Here is a 20931-nt window from a genome sequence, read left to right on the forward strand (position 1 = left end):
TAAATAATTCACTCAATCATTAATGGGAAATGAAATAATCTTCTGCGCATCAGAATAAAATGCGCAGATTATGACTAATTTTGCTCTGCCACCAGCAGCGCCTGGGTATCCGGCTCCAGCGCCTGAAAGAGATGTTCCCGATCGGCCGGGTAGCAGATGTAATCCCCTTCCCCCAGCTCTTCTGGCGCTTCGGTGAGGCCAACGCGCGCGCGCCCCTGAGTGATAATAATATGTTCGACCGACCCGGGCGGGTGCGGGTGCGAGATCCGATCGGCGCCGGGCTGCGTCAACAACAGATAGATGTCGCGACGCGCGCCGGGAGGGCAAGCCGCCAGCAAAATGGCCTGATAGTTGGCCTGTTCAGCAACCACTTTGGTGCCTTCGCCGCGGCGAATCACCTGGGTTTGGTTGGCCTGCGGTTCCAGCAAACGGGCGAAGGGAATATCCAACGCCACGCACAGCGCCCACAATGTTTCCAGGCTAGGGTTGCCATTGCCGGATTCCAGCTGTGACAGGGTCGATTTGGCTATCCCGGCGCGGCGCGCCACCTCCGCCAGTGAGAGTCCAGTGCGCGAGCGCTCGCGCGTCAGGCTTTTAGCAATTACGCTGATGGGCTGTGTCATACACCGCTCCTCGTATTTTATATCGAACGAATCGTTCGCCTTGAAAAACCATTCTGTTGCGTTCATTATAATGGAAATTCGTTCGATATGGCTAAAGCGTATGCGTTACAAATTTTCCTGTCTCAGTGGGGACACCATTAAAGCAATCGTTCTGGTATGCCTGGCGGTTGGTGTGGTCGGCATGTCTTACGGTTCATTAGCGATGGCCTACGGTTTTCCGCTGTGGGTGCCGTTTGTCCTTTCCATTACGGTGCTGGCCGGCGCCTCTGAGTTTATGTTTATCGGTATTGTCGCCAGCGGCGGTAACCCTCTCGCCGCCGCAGCAGCAGGCTTACTGGTGAACGCCCGCCACGTTCCTTTTGGCGTCACCGTGCGCGATCTGGTCGGCGCACGCGCCGCCAGCCTGCTCGGCTGCCACATTATGAATGATGAGAGCGTGGTGTTCGGCTTGTCGCAGAAAACCCCGGAGCAACGGAAAGCCGCCTACTGGCTCTGTGGCCTGGGTGTGGCGCTCATCTGGCCGCTCGGTACCCTGCTGGGCGCCGGGGTCGGGAAATTGTTACCCGCTCCAGAAACCATCGGCCTGGATGCGGTATTCCCGGCCATCCTGCTGGCGCTGGTGGTACCGGCTTTTAAAAAACGTACCACACTGATTCGCGCCTGCAGCGGCGCGGTTATTTCGCTGGCCGCCGTGCCCTTCGCACCGGTTGGATTACCGGTTCTGCTCTCATTGTTTGGCTTACTGGCGAGGAAAAAATAATGGGCAATATGACGCTGTTTATCGCCGGGATCGCGATTCTGTCGATCGGCACATATCTGATGCGTTTGGGTGGGGCAAAGCTTGGCAGTCGTTTAGCGTTTTCCGAGCGCTCGCAGGCGCTGCTTTCTGATGCCGCGACGGTGTTGCTATTTTCCGTGGCGTTGGCGACCACCTTTTATGAAGGCGAGCATTTTTCCGGCATGGCGCGGGTACTGGGCGTCGGTTTTGCCGTATTCCTTGCCTGGCGCAAGATGCCGCTTATCGTGGTGATTATCGCCGCGGCAGTGGTGACGGCGTTGCTACGCCTGGCGGGCATAAACTAAAAAAGCGCCCTGAGGCGCTCTTTCGACGGTAGTTACTTGCTAACTTATTTGTTCAGTTCAGCGGTCATATGCACGCGGTTACCGTTAAACGCTTCGGTAATGGTGTAAGAAGACGCGCCGGCAGCCTGCGCCTGAGCGGCGATTTTCGCTTCCGCGGCGTCCATAGTGGAGGCGGTGGCGGTCACGGATTGCGCGGCGAAAGAACCGAAAGAAGCGGCCAGAGCGATAACAGCGACAAAAGTTTTGATGCTTTTCATGATATAAACCCTTTCATTTAGTTGTTTGGATAAGGCACCGTGCCTTGATGTGATAAATAATAGTCTTCACATCCCGTAACTAAAAGCGGAAGGATTTGCTGTCATCTTTCAAAAAAACTGACCAACATTTAACCGGCAATAAGACGCTGCGGATGAGTATAAATCGTCGCTCTGCCTGGCCTGCAGAACCCCACCAGCGTCAGATTACAACGTTCGGCGACTTCCACCGCCAGCGTCGTCGCCGCGGAGACCGCAAACAGAATTTCCACCCCACACATCGCGGCCTTCTGTACCATCTCATAACTGGCGCGGCTGGAGACTAAGGCCGCGCCCTGCTGCCAGCCCTCTCCTTCTGCACTACGGCGACCCAGCAGTTTATCCAGCGCAACGTGACGGCCTACATCTTCATGCCCGCCCGCCAGTTCGCCGTCAGGGCGCACCCACGCGGCGGCGTGCGTACAGCCGGTCAGGCGGCCGATTGGCTGAACCTCATTTAACTGTTTGAGCGCGCGATCGAGATGAGAGAGCGCAAAAGTCTGGCTAAAGGGCAGTGGCTCAACGGGCTTACCGATATCATTTAGCTGCTCGACGCCACATACTCCACAGCCGGTACGCCCGGCGAGCGCCCGGCGGCGCTCTTTCAGCCCCATAAACCGGCGGCTGGAGAGTTCGATTTGCACTTCTACCCCGTTACAGGCCTGTACCACGTCCATCCCGTAGATCTCTTGTCGGCTTTGTATAATCCCTTCAGATAGGGAAAAACCGACGGCGAAATGTTCCAGGTCACGTGGCGTCGCCATCATGACGACGTGCGAGATGCCGTTATAAACCAGAGCGACGGGTACCTCTTCTGCTACCTCGTCTGGCTGAGGATGTTGCAAATCCTCACGTTTCCAGAGGGTAACCTGGCGATAACCTGTGACATCTGTCACATTTTTGATTTGTTCAGGAAGGTTCTTATTCACTTTCATTTAACCGTATTGGAACAGGCATACACACAATGTGGTATTCTGTTTTTATATCCCTCCAGGACCGAGGGAAATTAACTCAATTCTGAACCTTTGCGGCCTTCACCGCAAAGTAAATAACTACATGTGACAATGTCGAAACAAGGAGCGAACCATGCAGGTCAGCAGAAGGCAGTTCTTTAAGATCTGCGCTGGCGGTATGGCAGGCACGACGGCAGCAGCGCTGGGCTTTGCCCCGGCTACTGCGCTCGCGGAAACCCGGCAGTACAAACTGCTGCGTACTCGCGAAACCCGCAACACCTGTACGTACTGTTCCGTTGGCTGCGGGCTATTGATGTATAGCCTCGGCGACGGTGCGAAAAACGCCAAAGCATCCATTTTCCATATCGAAGGCGATCCGGACCATCCGGTAAACCGTGGTGCGCTCTGCCCGAAAGGGGCCGGTCTGGTGGACTTTATCCATTCTGAAAGCCGCCTGAAATTCCCGGAATATCGCGCGCCAGGTTCTGATAAATGGCAGCAAATCAGCTGGGACGAAGCGTTCGATCGCATCGCGAAGCTGATGAAAGAAGACCGTGACGCCAACTTTATCGCCCAAAACAGCGCCGGCACTACCGTTAACCGTTGGCTGACCACCGGTATGCTGTGCGCCTCCGCTTCCAGTAACGAAACCGGCTATTTAACGCAGAAATTCACCCGCGCCCTCGGGATGCTGGCGGTGGATAACCAGGCGCGTGTCTGACACGGACCAACGGTAGCAAGTCTTGCTCCAACATTTGGTCGCGGTGCGATGACCAACCACTGGGTTGATATTAAAAACGCCAACCTGGTCGTAGTGATGGGCGGTAACGCCGCAGAAGCGCATCCGGTGGGGTTCCGCTGGGCGATGGAAGCCAAAATTCATAACGGCGCCAAGCTCATCGTTATCGATCCGCGCTTTACGCGTACGGCGTCGGTGGCTGATTTCTATACCCCGATTCGTTCCGGTACCGACATAACCTTCCTGTCGGGCGTCATCCTGTATCTGCTGAATAACGAAAAATTCAACCGTGAATACACCGAAGCCTATACCAACGCCAGCCTGATCGTGCGTGAGGACTACAGCTTTGATGATGGTCTGTTCAGCGGTTACGATGCCGAAAAACGCCAGTATGACAAAACCAGCTGGAACTATGAGCTGGATGAAAACGGCTTCGCCAAACGCGATACCACGCTGCAGCATCCACGCTGCGTCTGGAATCTGCTAAAACAGCACGTTTCCCGCTATACGCCGGATGTGGTCGAAAACATCTGTGGTACGCCGAAGGCCGATTTCCTTAAAGTTTGCGAATATATTGCAGAAACCAGCGCGCACGATAAAACCGCGTCGTTCCTGTATGCCCTCGGCTGGACCCAGCACTCCATCGGCGCGCAGAACATTCGCACCATGGCGATGATCCAGTTGCTGCTTGGCAACATGGGGATGGCAGGCGGCGGCGTCAATGCCCTGCGCGGTCACTCCAACATCCAGGGTCTGACCGACCTCGGCCTGCTCTCAACCAGCCTGCCGGGTTACATGTCGCTGCCTAATGAAAAACAGGCCGACCTGCAGACCTACCTGAGCGCCAACACGCCAAAACCGCTGTTAAAAGATCAGGTGAACTACTGGGGCAACTATCCGAAGTTCTTCGTCTCCATGATGAAAGCCTTCTTCGGCGATAAAGCTACGGCGGAAAATAGCTGGGGCTTTGACTGGTTGCCGAAGTGGGATAAGAGCTACGACGTGCTGCAGTATTTCGAGATGATGAATCAGGGCAAAGTGAATGGCTACATTTGCCAGGGCTTTAACCCGGTCGCCTCGTTCCCGAACAAAAACAAGGTAGTGGCTTCCCTGTCGAAGCTGAAGTTCCTTGTGACCATCGACCCGCTCAACACTGAAACGTCCACCTTCTGGCAAAACCACGGTGAGTCCAACGATGTTGATCCGGCGAAAATCCAGACCGAAGTGTTCCGCCTGCCGTCCACCTGCTTCGCCGAAGAAAACGGTTCTATCGTCAACTCCGGCCGCTGGCTGCAGTGGCACTGGAAAGGCGCAGACGCCCCGGGGATCGCCGTGACCGATGGTGAAATCCTCGCCGGTATCTTCACCCGCCTGCGTAAGATGTATGCCGAAGAAGGCGGCCCAACGCCGGAGCCGGTGCTCAACATGACGTGGAACTACTCCACGCCGCACGAGCCGGCGTCTGAAGAAGTGGCGATGGAAAGCAACGGTAAAGCGCTGGCGGATATCATCGATCCGGCAACCGGCGCGGTAATCGTTAAGAAAGGGCAGCAGTTGAGCTCCTTCGCACAGCTACGCGACGACGGCACGACTTCCAGCGGCTGCTGGATCTTCGCCGGTAGCTGGACGCCGGAAGGCAACCAGATGGCGCGCCGCGATAACGCCGACCCGTCAGGCCTCGGCAATACGCTGGGCTGGGCCTGGGCATGGCCGCTAAACCGCCGCATTCTGTATAACCGCGCCTCCGCGGACCCGCAGGGTAAACCGTGGGATCCGAAGCGTCAGTTGCTGAAATGGGACGGCGCGAAATGGGGCGGAGTGGATATTCCGGATTACAGCGCCGCCGCCCCTGGCAGCGACGTCGGTCCGTTTATCATGCAGCCTGAAGGGATGGGGCGTCTGTTCGCTATCGATAAGATGGCTGAAGGGCCGTTCCCGGAACACTACGAACCGTTTGAGACGCCGTTGGGGACTAACCCGCTGCATCCAAACGTGGTCTCTAACCCGGCCGCTCGCGTCTTTAAAGGCGATCTCGAGCAGATGGGCAAGGCCGAGAAGTTCCCGTACGTCGGCACCACTTACCGCCTGACCGAGCACTTCCACTACTGGACCAAACACGCGCTGCTTAACGCCATCGCGCAGCCGGAACAGTTTGTGGAGATCGGCGAAAAACTGGCGAATAAGCTCGGCATTGGCCACGGCGATACCGTGAAGGTCTCCTCTAACCGCGGCTATATCAAAGCCAAGGCGGTGGTGACCAAGCGTATTCGTACGCTGCAGGTTCACGGTAAAGAGGTGGATACCATCGGTATTCCTATTCACTGGGGCTACGAAGGCGTGGCGAAAAAAGGCTTTATCGCCAATACGCTGACGCCGTTTGTCGGCGACGCCAACACGCAGACGCCGGAGTTTAAGGCCTTCCTCGTGAACGTGGAAAAGGTGTAACGGAGACGACTTATGGCTTATCAATCGCAAGATATTATTCGTCGTTCCGCGACTAACGGTTTCACTCCCGCGCCTCAGGCGCGGGACCACCAGCAGGAAGTGGCGAAGCTTATCGACGTTACCACCTGTATCGGCTGTAAAGCCTGCCAGGTGGCCTGTTCCGAATGGAACGATCTCCGTGACGAAGTGGGTAACAACGTTGGGGTGTATGACAACCCGGCGGACCTGACCGCCAAGTCATGGACGGTCATGCGCTTCTCGGAAGTGGAACAAAACGACAAGCTGGAATGGCTTATTCGTAAAGATGGCTGCATGCACTGCGCTGACCCGGGCTGCCTGAAGGCCTGTCCGTCAGAAGGCGCGATCATTCAGTACGCTAACGGCATCGTCGACTTCCAGTCTGAGCAGTGTATCGGCTGCGGCTACTGCATCGCAGGTTGCCCGTTCGATGTACCGCGCCTGAACCCGGAAGACAACCGCGTCTACAAATGTACGCTGTGCGTAGACCGCGTGACTGTCGGCCAGGAGCCGGCCTGCGTGAAAACCTGCCCGACCGGCGCTATCCACTTTGGTTCGAAAGAGGATATGAAAACGCTGGCCGGCGAGCGCGTCGCAGAGCTGAAAACCCGCGGTTATGACAAGGCGGGTCTGTACGATCCGGCTGGCGTTGGCGGCACCCACGTGATGTACGTGCTGCACCATGCCGATAAACCGAATCTCTACCACGGTCTGCCAGAGAATCCGGAAATCAGCCAAACGGTGAAATTCTGGAAAGGTATCTGGAAACCGCTGGCGGCGGTCGGCTTTGCTGCGACCTTCGCAGCCAGTATCTTCCACTACGTCGGCGTCGGTCCGAACCGCGCAGATGAAGAAGAAGACAACCTGCATGAAGAGAAAGACGAGGTGCGCAAATGAGAAAACGTGACACCATCGTGCGCTACACGGCGCCGGAACGCATCAACCACTGGATAACCGCCTTCTGCTTTATTCTGGCGGCGGTAAGCGGGTTAGGCTTTTTCTTCCCGTCGTTTAACTGGCTGATGCATATTCTCGGTACGCCGCAGCTGGCGCGTATTCTCCACCCGTTCGTCGGGGTGGTGATGTTCGCGTCGTTTATCATCATGTTTTTCCGTTACTGGCATCACAACCTAATCAATCGGGATGATATCTTTTGGGCGAAGAATATTCGTAAGATCGTCGTCAACGAGGAAGTAGGCGATACCGGGCGTTATAACTTCGGCCAGAAATGCGTATTCTGGGCGGCGATTATTTTCCTGGTGCTGCTGCTGGTAAGCGGCGTGATCATCTGGCGTCCGTACTTTGCGCCTGCATTCTCAATCCCGGTGATCCGATTCGCGCTGATGCTGCATTCTTTTGCCGCAGTCGCGTTAATTGTGGTTATCATGGTGCATATCTACGCCGCCCTTTGGGTGAAAGGCACCATTACCGCGATGGTGGAAGGCTGGGTTACCAAAACGTGGGCGAAGAAACATCACCCGCGCTGGTACCGTGAAGTCCGCCAGAAACAGGAAAAATAGACTGCATGAGTATTCGCATAATCCCGCAAGACGAGCTGGGTTCGAGCGAGAAACGCACGGCGGAAGCAATTCCGCCGCTACTGTTCCCCAGACTGAAGAATCTTTATAACCGCCGCGCGGAGCGTCTGCGCGAGCTGGCCGCCAACAACCCGCTGGGCGATTACCTGCGCTTTGCCGCGCTGATCGCTCATGCGCAGGAAGTGGTGCTGTACGACCATCCGTTGCAGATGGATCTGACTGCCCGCATTAAAGAGGCCAACGATCAGGGCAAGCCGCCGCTGGATATTCACGTATTACCGCGTGATAAACACTGGCACAAGCTGCTGCATTCACTGATCGCCGAGCTGAAACCTGAGATGAGCGGCCCGGCGTTGTCGGTTATCGAGAACCTGGAAAAAGCCTCCGGGCCGGAACTGGAAGAGATGGCCAGCGCGCTGTTTGCTTCCGATTTCGCCTCGGTCAGCAGCGACAAAGCGCCGTTTATCTGGGCCGCGCTGTCGCTGTACTGGGCGCAAATGGCCAGCCTGATCCCGGGGAAAGCGCGCGCCGAATACGGCGAGCATCGCCAGTTCTGCCCGGTTTGCGGCTCGATGCCGGTCTCCAGCATCGTGCAAATCGGCACCACTCAGGGGCTGCGCTATCTGCACTGCAACTTGTGTGAAACCGAATGGCATGTGGTACGCGTAAAATGCAGCAACTGCGAACAGAGCCGCGACCTGCACTACTGGTCGCTGGATAACGAGCAGGCGGCGGTGAAAGCCGAAAGCTGCGGCGACTGCGGGAGCTACCTGAAGATTATGTATCAGGAGAAAGACCCGAAAGTCGAAGCCGTTGCCGACGATTTAGCCTCGCTGGTACTCGATGCTCGTATGGAACAGGAAGGCTTCGCCAGAAGCTCAATTAACCCGTTCATGTTCCCCGGCGAAGGGGAGTAAGTTCTGCGCACCTATAACGGGCGACTCAGGTCGCTCGTTATCATTCATACGGCGTGACCACGCCGGAAATGCTCTCCTTATCCCGATCCTGCTTCTCCAGATATTGTTCAACAGAAGAAGCAGATCTTTGCTGAGAAATACGCTTTTGCGAGCCGCTTTCCACAATGCGATCGCGGCTTTATTCGGTATATCTTTTTCGCAAAAACCAGGCTATAACACTGGATATTAATCCAGTAAAAGGGACTTACCATGACGTTGGAAAAAGGTATTGCTTCGCTGGTTGAGGAATTTATTGCCGCGGGGCGGCCATCATCACGGGAACAGAGTATTGATGACCGGAGAAACAGCTATCTCGCCAGCACCGTTCTCGCTGGGGAAACGGAAACGCGGGTGCAGGTTGAAGACATCACGCTCGATGACATGACCTTTCGCGTCGTCTCGCCGCCAAAAAACAACGGCTTGCTACCCACCATTGTGTATTACCACGGCGGCTGTTTTGTGAGCGGCGGCTTTGCCACCCATGACAACCAATTGCGCCAGCTTGCCTGGTTCAGTGGGTGCCGGGTGATCGCCGTGCAGTACCGTCTGGCGCCGGAGTACACTTTTCCGGCGGCGCACGATGATGCGGAACGAGGCGCCAACATTATCTATCGGTATGCGCAGCGGCTTGGCGTTGACGCCGCGCGCATCACGCTGGCCGGCGACAGCGCCGGCGGCCACCTCGCCCTGGTCACTGCGCTACGCCTGAAAGCGGCGGGAGTATGGCAACCTGCGCAGCTTATCCTGATTTACCCTATGCTCGACGCTACCGCCAGCATGGCAAGCTATGCCAGCAACGGCGAGGATTACATCATTACCCGGGATACGCTGCTTAGCGGCTACGAAATGTATTTAGCGGCCACACCCGCTACCCATCCGGAAGCCAGTCCGCTGGGGCGCGAAGATTTTAACGGGCTGCCGCCGGTTCATATCCTGACGGCCGAATTTGATCCTTTGCGCGATGAGGGAGAAGCGCTGTACCGGCGGTTAATAGCACAAGGGATAGAAAGCACCTGCCAGCGCTATCTGGGCGTCATTCACGGTTTCTTTCAGTTAGGCGGGATAAGCCTCGCGGCAAAGCAGGCGATGCGCGATATCGCCTGGCGTACGTAAACGCCAGGCCAATAATAATGCCGGAGGCGGGTTACTCTTCCTCGTTCCCGCCCTCTTCATACGAACCGAACGGCTTCGCGGGCAGTACGATATAGGTTCCCTCAAAAACGGCGCCCAGCTTATCGTTACCGAACAGTTCGACCTGAAGCTGCACGCGAGCCTTACGTCCGCGCGCCAGGCGATCGAGATCGCCGCTTAGCGAGCCCAAATCGGCCACGGCATTCGGCCTCCCGCTGATCGGCTTGCTGTAACGGATATGCGCATCGGCAAGGATAATCGTGCCGCCAAGGTGCCGCTCGCGCAGCATTAACCAGATTAGCCCCCAGCCGGTTAAGGTAGCGAGCGAAAACAGGCTGCCGGCAAATAACGTATGGTGCGGATTCTGGTTTCCCGCTTCGGGCATGGTGGTGATAAATTTCTGCCCGGTGTACTGCTGGATGCGCACCCCCATCTTTTCGCTCAGCGGAATGTGCTGATACCAGGCCTGCTGCAGTTGGCCGCACCAGTCGCCGCGGTGCAGGATGTCGTCCAGTGAAGCAATGGGTTTAATCATCAAGAAGTGGCGAATCGGCGTGGTTGTCGGCGTGGTGATTTCACCCTGGTTCACAAAGCCCAGTTTAGAGAAAAACTCCATCGCATCTTCACGGGCGCTACAGGTCACCCGCTTCACCCCTTCCTGACGGGCGACTGACTCAAGGGTCATCGCCATAAGGGTGCCTAAACCTTTATCCTGAACGGAAGGATGAACGGCCATAAAACGGATCGAGGCTTCATTCTCCGCATTAATATACAGCCGGCCGACGGCAACCAGATTGCCCTCTTCATCGACGACCATCTGGTGATGCGCCATGGCATCCCAGGCGTCGCGTTCCGACCCTTTAGGCTGATGCAGCGGCTTACGCAACATCTCCCAGCGGAACTGATAATAGCTTTCTAACTCTTCTTCTGTTTGCGGTACACGAAGGTGATACATAGCTGTACTCTCTTTTGTTACCCGCAGCCTGCCCGGAAGCTGACTCATACCTGCAACCAAAAGGTCACGGGACCATCGTTTACCAGCGAGACCTGCATATCCGCAGCGAATCTCCCGGTCTGAGTATTCATTTCTTGTTGGCGGCAGCGCTCAACAAAGTATTCATACAGCGCTTCCGCTCTGTCCGGCGCCGCGCCTTTGGAAAAACTCGGGCGCATGCCGCGCTCGGTATCGGCCGCTAGCGTAAACTGCGAAACTACCAGCACGCTGCCGCCCGCCTGCTGGACATTAAGATTCATTTTGCCTTCGGCATCGCTGAAAATGCGATAGCCGAGCACTCGTTCACACAGACGATTGGCCTTCTGTTCGTCATCGTCTTTCTCGACGCCCAGCAGCACCAGCAGTCCCGGACCGATTTCACCCGTCACTTCACCCTCCACGGTAACGCTTGCACGGGATACGCGTTGAATTAATGCAATCATGGTTGTTCTGTTTCTTCTTTTTTGAGTTTGCGGTATTCACCGAGAGTGACAGTTATTTCAGCGCCAAGCAAGACGATACACCAGGTCCAGTAAACCCAGACAAACAAAATGGGTACTACCGCAATCACGCCATAAATCAGCTGGTATGACGGAAACATGGTGATATATAAAGCAAAAGCCTTTTTACCGGCTTCAAAAAGCAGTGCCGCCACCAGCGAGCCGATTACCGCATCGCGATTGCGTACCTGGGTGGTGGGCACAATGCTATAAAGCATCCAGAACGCCGCCCACGATAAGATTAGCGGGAATATACGGAGTACATCATCAATGACGCTATTGAGATCGCTGGCCCAGCGTAGTGAGAGAAGATAGGAACTGATTGCCAGACTGGCGCCGGCCAACAGCGGCCCGAGAGTCAGGATCATCCAATAGACCGCAAATGAATAGATTTTTGGCCGCGTCCGACTGCTGCGCCAGATGGTGTTCAGCGCGCTATCAATCGAATACATCAGCAGTAATGAGGTGACAATTAACCCAAAGGCGCCGACGGCCGTCATCCTGCTGGAGTTCGCCACAAACTGTTCGATATATCCCTGAATGACATCCCCGGTCGCCGGAATGAAGTTGGCAAAGATAAAATGGCGGATCTGCACGCTGACGTCGGAGAACATCGGAAAGGCGGCAAACAGGGCAAAAACCACGGCGATCAGCGGCACCAGCGCAAGTAAAGACACGTAGGCCAGATTCCCCGCCAACGTCGTCATGTTGTCTTCTTCAATTCGCCGCCACAGCAGCTTAAGCCAGGCCACCAGCGGCCTGGTATGGTATTTGGTTTTTTGATGAACGCTTTTTAGCATAGCTGTTTCGCAAAGTAGTTGGGGATGGTCTCCTTATCCGTGACCAGAATACTGGTGATCCCCAACTGGTTAGCCCCAGCTATATTATCGGCGTTATCGTCGAAAAAGACCGCGTCTTGCGGCGAAAATCCTTCCGCCTGCAGCACGCTTTGGTAGATACGCGTTTCGGGTTTGCGCATCCCCATCTCTTGCGAAAGATACACATGATCTGCGGCAGCACGCACTTGTGGATATTCGCTTGGCCAGAAAGTGGTATGTAATCGGTTGGTGTTCGAGAGTACGACCACGCGGTGCCCCTGGTCGCGAAGTTTTTGCATAATGTCGGTGACTTCTGGACGCAAGGCGACAAAAACGGCCTGCCAACCGTGGGCAAACTGTTCATAGCTCAGCGGCATGTTCATTTCATGACACATTGCGGCGGCAAACTCTTCATCGCTGATCTCCCCGCGTTCATGCTGGTGGAAGGCATCGCCCATGACAAAGTCTTGCTTTAGCGTCGCCAGCGGGATGCGGGTCAAATCGCTCCACGTTCCGAGCACCCGGTTGAAGTCAATGTCGACAATCACATTACCTAAATCAAAGATATAGAGCATTTTTGTCTCCTTCCGCGCCGTTGAAGATTAACTGTAGCGGGAAAGAAGAGGTTTGACTATGAACAAACGGGAAACGGCTCAAGACATCTCAGACGCAAAAACGACCAAAGCCGCATATCTGCGGCTTTGGTGAAATGGCTGAACGCTTAAAATCAGACCAATGCGGTTTCCAACATATTCTTTCTGCGGTTGATGCGTTTAACCAACATCACCGAAACGAACGCGCCGGCGCAAGCGAAGCAGGCCATGATGCCAAAGACTATCTTGTACCCCACCAGACCCGGATTAAGATCGAGAATGTAGCCGTACAGGCTATAGCAAAACATAGCTGGCGCATAGCCAATGAAGCTCCCCAGCGCCATCGCCGCGCCCGTCTGGTTTTCAGCGATTTTCGCTTCCCCAATCGGGGCAAAAAACACGGCTCGTTGCGTAAAAACAATGGCGCCGAACCCGAGAGTACACACCATACCCAGATAGACCGGCATACTTTCGTGCGGTAACAGAATTAACGCGACTAAAGCCAACGTACTGATACAGAAGGTATAAAACAGATATTTACTTGGCGATTTGAGGATCTTATCGGCAATTAAACCGCCAATTGGACCACCGATCATTTTTAAACAGTACTGGTTAATAATGCCGTATGCGCCAACCAGGGCTACCGGCAGCATGTAGATGTTCTTCAGGAACGGGATAAAGAAGGTGAGTCCACAGTACACGGCGTAGACAAAAAACACATTGAAGGCAATCAGCCAGATTGTTTTGTCTTTCAGCACCGAAGAGATGCTGGTTTGTTGCCTGGTGGCGCCTTCATCAGCGGCGGGCGTCGACTCATCCTTCTGCTTAAGCATGAAAAACAGCAAGATGCCTACAACAATGACAATAATGGCGTAGAACCAAATGCCGGCTTTAAAACCCAGCAAACCACTGCCAAACCAGGTGAAAATAGCCAAGGCTGAGAATGCGATGACGGTGTCAACAATACCGCGTCCCGTTTCGAAGAAGCCAAATAAGCGTCCCTGTTGTTCGCTATTTCCTAACCGACTCACCGATTTTAATAGTACCGGCCAGTTCATCATGTCGCAGGTGACGCCAAATAATGCCCAAACAAATAGAATGCCCCAATAGCCAGGCATCGTTGTCAGATAGATACCTAACAATCCCGTCGCTATCAGTGAAAATGACATGGTGTAGCGACGCGGAAGTTTATCAGCAAAGTAAATTGACAAGAAAAAACCAATGGTTGTCACCACTGAGTTTACCGACATGGCATTACCAATCTGACCATTGGTCAAATGAAAGTAATCCTGCATCGGTATATAAAACGCATCTTTTAATGAAGGCAGTTTATAAATGGTACCACCACAAAGCGTTAACAGGCTAAATATAGCCCATTTCTTTCTTGTGAGCATAAGATCCCCTGATGACTTAACATCATTTTATTTAAGGACATGGAATATTTCGCTATTAAATTAAAATAGCGGCCATCAATACCAAATTTAATTAAAAATTAACGCAAAAGAACTTTCAGAGCATCATTTTTTATGTCGTGTAAGGTGTCCCTGACAAAATTTAACTGGGCGATCGCATCCTGTTTTTCTTTATCCAGCCGGGCTTCAAGTTGCGTTGTATCAGGCAGAGGCGTTTCGCTCAGTTGTCGCCACGGGATCCACGGGTTATCGCCTTCGGTTGCAAAACGGAAAGGCGGCGCGTAATAATCAACCTCTTCTTCCAGACCGTAGGCCATCACCTGTGGTTGCTCCTGGCCCAGACAAATCAACTCAGTCAGCAGCGCCTTAAACGGCATATCACCCAGACCCGAATTACAGGCCCGGTGCCCCAGTCCACCATTTTCCGCAATGATACAGGCATCTTTAATGTGAACCTGAGTGACATAGGGCGACATGACCGCTAACGCTTCCAGCGGCTGTTCGTTGGCATTGATCATATTGGCAAAATCAAAAAGCAGTGATAGCGACGGCATCTCGCTTTGTTTAACCAGATTGACTAACTCGATACTTTTTAAATCTTCATGTTGTTCAATGGTAAAAGTGAGTCCAGAGTGACTATACGTCTCTTTAATATATTGAATATCAGCCGAAATACTTGCTAAAACATCCTGTAAAGGCCCTTCGTAACGAGGATAAAAACGAACAGAGGTTGCCCCGGTCTTTAATGCGATAGCGACGGCTTGATCGATGGTCTCTTTATCGGAGGCGCTGGTTTCTATATGGATATCCAGCCGTAACGCTTTTGCCTGCTCGCCAAAAGCGGCCAATTGCATATTATCCATACAGCTAAGAGAGTAACGCTCGCCATCGAGGACATGAATTTTCACACCTTTTAAATGATGGCTATTCGCAATTTTCAGTAAATCAACTGGTAAAATTCTCTCCAGCCGCATATTCAGGTGATATGCATAAGCATGAAGATAAAGAGGAATATTATCAATGCGAGAAAGGATCTTCTCAGCGTTATCTTTAGTGAGCATAAAATACCTACAAGTTAATAAAGAGATCCACAGCCTCAAATCGCCAATATTCGAGATCTATTTGCACGATATTACCTGCACTATCGGCACGATGTTTTTCTATCAGAATAGCGGGCATACCGGCAGAGCCGCCAATGAATTTACTTACATCGCCGGGCATTCTTACTGGCCTGAAGGCTAATTTTTTAATAACTACAGTTTTATGATAGTCATTCTCCCAAACGGTGGAAAAAGACTGGTTCTTGAGTCTGGTAATAAAATCCGGGGCAACATTCGGGTTGATAAACGTTTCATGATAAAAAACTTTATGCCCTTCCAGGGCCCCCCAGCCGGTTATCAGATATAAATCTTGCGCAGGACAGGTAGCAAAGAGAGCTTCTGCGACGTCGGGATACTCCGTCGTCCGTACCTTTTCGATAAAACCCCACGAAGGCTCTCTACCCTGTTCAATCGCTGCCCGCTGAAAGCTGGCCGAGAGCTCCGGGCTATAGTTAAAACGCGGCTGGGCAACGAACCAGCCTTTACGGTCTTTACGAAATATTCTTGATTCCGCCTCCAGGCCAAGCAGCGCCTGGCGCAACGTCATGCGCTTGATACCGAGCAACTCGCCCAGCTCGCGCTCGGACGGCAGTTTTCCACCCGATACCGTCAGCCCCTGCTTTAGCCACAGGTCCAGTTTCTCTTTCGCATTTTCCACAGTGGATGGGTTATTCGCCATTGTTTAATCCATTTGGTTTAAACCAGATGACTCATCTTACTCTTGTGTAAAAAAAGAAAGCAATTGCTGTCGCAAGCTTTAAGAATAATTGTGACCAAGCTCTCTACCGGAGCCACACTGGCGCCGCCAGAAGATAAGTATGAGGAGCAGGCATAAAAAAACCCCGCCGGAGAGGCGAGGTTTGAAGGGTAGCAAGAAGGGTAAATTACTCTTCTTTCGCACCGCGCATAGCGCGTTTACGATCGTTCTCGGTCAGGTGACGTTTACGGATACGGATAGACGTCGGAGTAACTTCTACCAGTTCGTCGTCATCGATGAACTCCAGAGCCTGCTCCAGGGTCATCTTAACCGGCGGAACCAGAACCGTTGCTTCGTCAGTACCGGACGCACGCATGTTGGTCAGTTTCTTACCGGTCAGGCAGTTTACGGTCAGGTCGTTAGAACGGCTGTGAATACCGATAATCTGACCTTCGTAAACTTCAGCGCCGTGGCCGAGGAACAGCTTACCGCGATCCTGCAGGCCGAACAGTGCGAACGCAACCGCTTTACCCTGACCGTTAGAGATCAGTACGCCGTTGTTACGCTGGCCCACTTCGCCCGGACGAACGTCGTCGTAGTGGCTGAAGGTGGAGTAAAGCAGACCGGTACCGGAAGTCATGGTCATGAACTCTGAACGGAAGCCGATCAGACCACGGCTTGGGATCACGTAGTCGAGACGTACGCGGCCTTTACCGTCTGGATTCATGTTTTTCAGGTCGCCTTTACGCTCGCCCAGCGCCTGCATGACAGACCCCTGGTGCTGCTCTTCGACGTCCAGCGTTACGTTTTCGAACGGCTCTTGTTTACGGCCATCGATTTCGCGGAAGATAACTTTCGGACGGGAAACCGCCATCTCGAAACCTTCACGACGCATGTTTTCAATCAGAACGGACAGGTGCAGTTCGCCACGGCCAGAAACGCGGAACGCATCGGCGTCTTCGGTTTCTTCAACACGCAGCGCAACGTTGTGCACCAGCTCTTTGTTCAGACGGTCCAGGATCTGGCGAGAGGTAACGAACTTACCTTCTTTACCGCAGAACGGAGAGGTGTTGACGTTGAAGAACATAGATACGGTCGGCTCATCAACAGACAGTGCCGGCAGCGCTTCGACGTTCTGCGGGTCGCAGATGGTGTCGGAGATGTTCAGCTCGCCCAGACCGGTGATCGCGATGATGTCGCCAGCTTCGGCTACGTCGCTCTCGATACGCTCGAGACCCAGGTGAGTCAGTACTTTACCGACTTTACCGTTGCGGGTTTTCCCTTCGCTATCGATGATAGTGATCTGCTGGTTCGGCTTCACTTTACCGCGCTTGATGCGACCAATGCCGATTACGCCAACGTAGTTGTTGTAGTCGAGCTGGGAGATTTGCATCTGCAGCGGACCGTCAAGGTCAACGTCCGGCGCCGGTACACGGTCAACAATCGCCTGGTACAGCGGGGTCATGTCTTCAGCCATGTCTTCGTGGTCCAGACCCGCGATACCGTTCAGCGCGGAAGCGTAAACGATCGGGAAGTCCAGCTGTTCGTCGGTCGCGTCGAGGTTAACGAACAGGTCGAATACCTGGTCGACAACCCAATCCGGACGCGCGCCCGGACGGTCAACTTTGTTGATGACCACGATCGGCTTCAGACCGTGAGCAAACGCTTTTTTGGTAACAAAGCGCGTCTGCGGCATCGGGCCGTCAAAGGCATCAACCACCAGCAGCACAGAGTCAACCATGGACATAACACGCTCAACTTCACCTCCGAAGTCGGCGTGCCCTGGGGTATCAACGATGTTGATACGGTAATCATTCCATTTGATTGCAGTGTTTTTAGCGAGGATGGTAATCCCACGCTCTTTCTCCAAATCGTTGGAGTCCATCACACGTTCTTGTGCTTCAGTACGTGCGTCGAACGTACCGGATTGCTGTAGCAGCTTATCAACCAGGGTAGTTTTACCATGGTCGACGTGCGCGATGATGGCGATATTACGCAGATTTTCGATCACAACTTTGCCTCAGGCATTAGAAATAGCGCGTTATTGTACACGTATTAAGCGAAGGACTGAACAGGATCACAAAGATCCTCCGCAAACAAGTATTGCAGAGTTTGTTTGTGACCGCTTTCACGGAGCGATAAAAGGGCACCGTAATAAAAATTGCACCAAAATGGTGCTCAACGTTCACATTGAAGCACTATTTTGGTGCATTATCTCCATCATGGTGCAGTCCTTTTGCACTATGGTGCGCATGATACAGCGTTTTACCGTACTTTTAAAAGTTGGCACAGATTTCGCTTTATATTTTTTAAGGCAACAACGCCACTTTTAAGCAGTAAGAAGTTCGTTACCACGACGACAATGACCAATCCGGGAGAGTTTAAGTATGTCCGCTGAACACGTTTTGACGATGCTGAACGAGCACGAAGTGAAGTTTGTCGATCTGCGCTTCACCGATACCAAAGGTAAAGAACAGCACGTCACGATTCCTTCCCATCAGGTAAATGCCGAATTCTTTGAAGAAGGCAAAATGTTTGATGGCTCCTCGATTGGCGGTTGGAAAGGTATTAACGAATCCGACATGGTCCTGATGCCGGATGCCACCACGGCGCTGATCGACCCGTTCTATGAAGAACCGACGCTGATCATCCGCTGCGATATCCTGGAACCAGGCACCCTGCAAGGTTACGACCGCGACCCGCGCTCTATCGCCAAGCGCGCTGAAGAGTACCTGCGCGCCACCGGCATCGCCGACACCGTGCTGTTCGGGCCGGAACCAGAATTCTTCCTGTTCGACGACATCCGCTTTGGCGCATCCATCTCTGGTTCCCACGTGGCCATTGACGATATCGAAGGCGCATGGAACTCTTCTACCAAATACGAAGGCGGCAACAAAGGCCACCGTCCGGGCGTGAAAGGCGGTTACTTCCCGGTTCCGCCGGTAGACTCCTCTCAGGATATCCGTTCTACCATGTGTATGATCATGGAAGAGATGGGCCTGGTTGTTGAAGCTCACCACCACGAAGTGGCAACTGCAGGTCAGAACGAAATCGCTACCCGCTTCAACACCATGACCAAAAAAGCGGACGAAATTCAGATCTACAAATATGTTGTACACAACGTCGCTCACCGTTTCGGTAAAACCGCGACCTTCATGCCAAAACCAATGTTTGGCGATAACGGTTCCGGCATGCACTGCCACATGTCCCTGTCCAAGAACGGCGTAAACCTGTTCTCCGGCGACAAATACGCGGGCCTGTCTGAGCAAGCGCTGCACTACATCGGCGGCGTTATCAAGCACGCTAAAGCGATCAACGCCCTGGCGAACCCGACCACTAACTCCTACAAGCGTCTGGTCCCGGGTTACGAAGCGCCGGTCATGCTGGCTTACTCCGCCCGTAACCGCTCTGCTTCCATCCGTATTCCGGTGGTTGCCTCGCCGAAAGCGCGTCGTATCGAAGTGCGCTTCCCGGACCCGGCTGCCAACCCGTACCTGTGCTTCGCCGCGCTGCTGATGGCCGGCCTGGACGGTATTAAAAACAAAATCCATCCTGGCGATGCGATGGACAAAAACCTGTACGATCTGCCGCCGGAAGAAGCGAAAGAAATCCCGCAGGTTGCAGGTTCTCTGGAAGAAGCCCTGCAGGCGCTGGACGCAGACCGCGAGTTCCTGACCGCAGGCGGCGTCTTCACTGACGAAGCTATCGATGCTTACATCGCCCTGCGCATTGAAGAAAACGACCGCGTACGTATGACTCCGCACCCGGTTGAGTTCGAACTGTACTACAGCGTCTGATTTTGCTGTAAATCCATGGTGTTCCCGTGTTGTGGCACGGGATACCAGGGATGTTTTGTTGCCGTGGAAACTTTCAGCCCATCTCAGGATGGGCTTTTTTCTCCAGCAACACGCTGATCTCTCGCGCTTTTTACCAATAAAAAGCTATACTGCACTAAAACAGTGCAACCATTTCAGGAGACTGTCAGATGGCAACAGGCACACAGCCCGATGCTGGGCAGATCCTCAACTCGCTGATCCACAGTATCTTATTAGTCGATGACGACCTCGCGGTACATTACGCCAACCCGGCTGCCCAACAGTTACTGGCGCAAAGTTCGCGTAAATTATTCGGTACGCCGCTGCCAGAATTGCTGAGCTACTTTTCGTTAAACATTGGCTTGATGCAGGAGAGCCTGCAGGCGGGTCAGGGCTTCACGGATAATGAAGTGACGCTGGTGATTGACGGCCGCTCGCACATTCTCTCCCTCACCGCTCAGCGCCTGCCAGAAGGCTATATCCTGCTTGAGATGTCGCCGATGGATAATCAGCGTCGTTTGAGCCAGGAACAGCTGCAGCATGCTCAGCAGGTGGCGGCGCGCGATTTAGTGCGCGGTCTGGCACATGAAATTAAAAACCCGCTCGGTGGCCTGCGCGGCGCGGCGCAGCTATTGAGTAAAGCGCTACCGGATCCCGCGCTGATGGAATATACCCAGGTGATTATTGAACAGGCCGACAGGTTACGTAACCTGGTCGATCGCCTGCTGGGGCCGCAGCATCCCGGTATGCATATCACGGAAAGCATTCATAAAGTCGCGGAGCGCGTGGTGACGCTGGTCTCCATGGAATTGCCGGATAACGTCAAACTGATCCGCGATTACGACCCGAGCCTGCCTGAGCTGGCCCACGACCCGGAACAAATCGAGCAAGTGTTGCTGAATATCGTGCGCAACGCGCTGCAAGCCCTGGGGCCCGAAGGCGGCGAAATCATCCTGCGCACCCGTACCGCCTTTCAGCTCACGCTCCACGGCGTACGTTACCGTCTGGCGGCGCGTATCGACGTGGAAGATAATGGTCCCGGTATCCCACCCCATCTGCAGGATACGCTGTTTTACCCCATGGTCAGCGGCCGCGAAGGCGGTACCGGTCTTGGCCTTTCTATCGCCCGCAGTCTTATCGATCAGCACTCCGGCAAAATTGAATTTACCAGTTGGCCTGGCCATACCGAGTTCTCGGTATACCTGCCTATTCGGAAATAGAGG

20 protein-coding genes are annotated in these 20931 nt (G+C 53.8%); 9 read left to right on the forward strand and 11 right to left on the reverse strand.

The genetic code is table 11. The annotated features are described in order from the left end of the window. Positions 1-74: 74 nt before the first annotated feature. Entirely contained in the window at positions 75-623 is a 549-nt protein-coding gene (locus ABLU80_RS16505) for a helix-turn-helix domain-containing protein (protein WP_015368954.1), read from the reverse strand. 100 nt (positions 624-723) lie between these two features. Between ABLU80_RS16505 and ABLU80_RS16510 the strand changes: the two genes are divergently transcribed. After that, positions 724-1383, forward strand: a complete 660-nt coding sequence (locus ABLU80_RS16510) for an AzlC family ABC transporter permease (protein WP_015703937.1) — start codon at positions 724-726, stop codon at positions 1381-1383. Beyond that, positions 1383-1706: an AzlD domain-containing protein gene (locus ABLU80_RS16515; RefSeq protein ID WP_015368956.1), complete on the forward strand. Its 324-nt coding sequence runs from the start codon at positions 1383-1385 to the stop codon at positions 1704-1706. The genes ABLU80_RS16510 and ABLU80_RS16515 overlap by 1 nt, the downstream gene beginning before the upstream one ends. 44 nt (positions 1707-1750) lie before the next feature. On the opposite strand, the gene ABLU80_RS16520 is transcribed toward ABLU80_RS16515, so the two are convergent. Together ABLU80_RS16520 and fdhD are read right to left on the reverse strand one after the other, a co-directional pair. Continuing rightward, a complete protein-coding gene (locus ABLU80_RS16520; RefSeq protein ID WP_015368957.1) occupies positions 1751-1963 on the reverse strand; it encodes a YdgH/BhsA/McbA-like domain containing protein in 213 nt (70 codons plus the stop codon). Between the two features lie 128 nt (positions 1964-2091). Next, entirely contained in the window at positions 2092-2928 is an 837-nt protein-coding gene (fdhD, locus tag ABLU80_RS16525) for a formate dehydrogenase accessory sulfurtransferase FdhD (RefSeq protein WP_026612185.1), read from the reverse strand. A gap of 157 nt (positions 2929-3085) precedes the next feature. On the opposite strand from fdhD, the gene fdnG reads away from it, so the two are divergent. The 5 genes from fdnG (at position 3086) to ABLU80_RS16550 (ending at position 9761) form a co-directional block, all read left to right on the forward strand. Then, complete coding sequence (gene fdnG / locus ABLU80_RS16530; protein ID WP_086538089.1) at positions 3086-6136, forward strand: formate dehydrogenase-N subunit alpha; 3051 nt, start codon at positions 3086-3088, stop codon at positions 6134-6136. Between the two features lie 12 nt (positions 6137-6148). Next, a complete protein-coding gene (fdxH, locus tag ABLU80_RS16535) occupies positions 6149-7051 on the forward strand; it encodes a formate dehydrogenase subunit beta (protein WP_015368961.1) in 903 nt (300 codons plus the stop codon). After that, positions 7048-7674, forward strand: a complete 627-nt coding sequence (gene fdoI, locus ABLU80_RS16540) for a formate dehydrogenase cytochrome b556 subunit (protein ID WP_015368962.1) — start codon at positions 7048-7050, stop codon at positions 7672-7674. The genes fdxH and fdoI overlap by 4 nt, the downstream gene beginning before the upstream one ends. Before the next feature lie 5 nt (positions 7675-7679). Next, complete coding sequence (gene fdhE, locus ABLU80_RS16545; RefSeq protein ID WP_015368963.1) at positions 7680-8609, forward strand: formate dehydrogenase accessory protein FdhE; 930 nt, start codon at positions 7680-7682, stop codon at positions 8607-8609. A gap of 249 nt (positions 8610-8858) precedes the next feature. Then, entirely contained in the window at positions 8859-9761 is a 903-nt protein-coding gene (locus ABLU80_RS16550) for an alpha/beta hydrolase (protein ID WP_063445914.1), read from the forward strand. A gap of 31 nt (positions 9762-9792) precedes the next feature. On the opposite strand, the gene fabY is transcribed toward ABLU80_RS16550, so the two are convergent. The 8 genes from fabY to typA all read right to left on the reverse strand — a co-directional run bounded on the left by fabY (position 9793) and on the right by typA (position 17904). Continuing rightward, positions 9793-10734 carry a fatty acid biosynthesis protein FabY gene (gene fabY, locus ABLU80_RS16555; protein ID WP_015368966.1) on the reverse strand — a complete coding sequence of 314 codons (942 nt, stop codon included), beginning with the start codon at positions 10732-10734 and terminating at the stop codon, positions 9793-9795. A 44-nt stretch (positions 10735-10778) separates the two neighbouring features. Next, positions 10779-11216, reverse strand: coding sequence for a D-aminoacyl-tRNA deacylase (gene dtd / locus ABLU80_RS16560; RefSeq protein WP_015368967.1), 438 nt, complete (start codon positions 11214-11216; stop codon positions 10779-10781). Continuing rightward, positions 11213-12073 carry a virulence factor BrkB family protein gene (locus ABLU80_RS16565; protein WP_015368968.1) on the reverse strand — a complete coding sequence of 287 codons (861 nt, stop codon included), beginning with the start codon at positions 12071-12073 and terminating at the stop codon, positions 11213-11215. The genes dtd and ABLU80_RS16565 overlap by 4 nt, the downstream gene beginning before the upstream one ends. Beyond that, positions 12067-12666: a glucose-1-phosphatase gene (gene yihX, locus ABLU80_RS16570; protein WP_015368969.1), complete on the reverse strand. Its 600-nt coding sequence runs from the start codon at positions 12664-12666 to the stop codon at positions 12067-12069. The genes ABLU80_RS16565 and yihX overlap by 7 nt, the downstream gene beginning before the upstream one ends. 152 nt (positions 12667-12818) lie before the next feature. Then, entirely contained in the window at positions 12819-14078 is a 1260-nt protein-coding gene (locus ABLU80_RS16575) for an MFS transporter (RefSeq protein ID WP_032712979.1), read from the reverse strand. Between the two features lie 98 nt (positions 14079-14176). Then, complete coding sequence (locus ABLU80_RS16580; protein WP_045362487.1) at positions 14177-15157, reverse strand: TIM barrel protein; 981 nt, start codon at positions 15155-15157, stop codon at positions 14177-14179. A gap of 7 nt (positions 15158-15164) precedes the next feature. Then, positions 15165-15875, reverse strand: coding sequence for a GntR family transcriptional regulator (locus ABLU80_RS16585; RefSeq protein WP_045412798.1), 711 nt, complete (start codon positions 15873-15875; stop codon positions 15165-15167). A gap of 205 nt (positions 15876-16080) precedes the next feature. After that, a complete protein-coding gene (gene typA / locus ABLU80_RS16590) occupies positions 16081-17904 on the reverse strand; it encodes a ribosome-dependent GTPase TypA (RefSeq protein WP_015368970.1) in 1824 nt (607 codons plus the stop codon). A 376-nt stretch (positions 17905-18280) separates the two neighbouring features. Between typA and glnA the strand changes: the two genes are divergently transcribed. Together glnA and glnL are read left to right on the forward strand one after the other, a co-directional pair. Further along, positions 18281-19690, forward strand: coding sequence for a glutamate--ammonia ligase (gene glnA / locus ABLU80_RS16595; RefSeq protein ID WP_015368971.1), 1410 nt, complete (start codon positions 18281-18283; stop codon positions 19688-19690). Positions 19691-19878: 188 nt separating this feature from the next. Continuing rightward, a complete protein-coding gene (gene glnL / locus ABLU80_RS16600) occupies positions 19879-20928 on the forward strand; it encodes a nitrogen regulation protein NR(II) (protein ID WP_348850216.1) in 1050 nt (349 codons plus the stop codon). Positions 20929-20931 lie beyond the last annotated feature (3 nt).

The sequence above is a fragment of the Klebsiella sp. CN_Kp104 genome (assembly GCF_040064515.1).
GTDB classification, from domain to species: domain Bacteria; phylum Pseudomonadota; class Gammaproteobacteria; order Enterobacterales; family Enterobacteriaceae; genus Klebsiella; species Klebsiella aerogenes.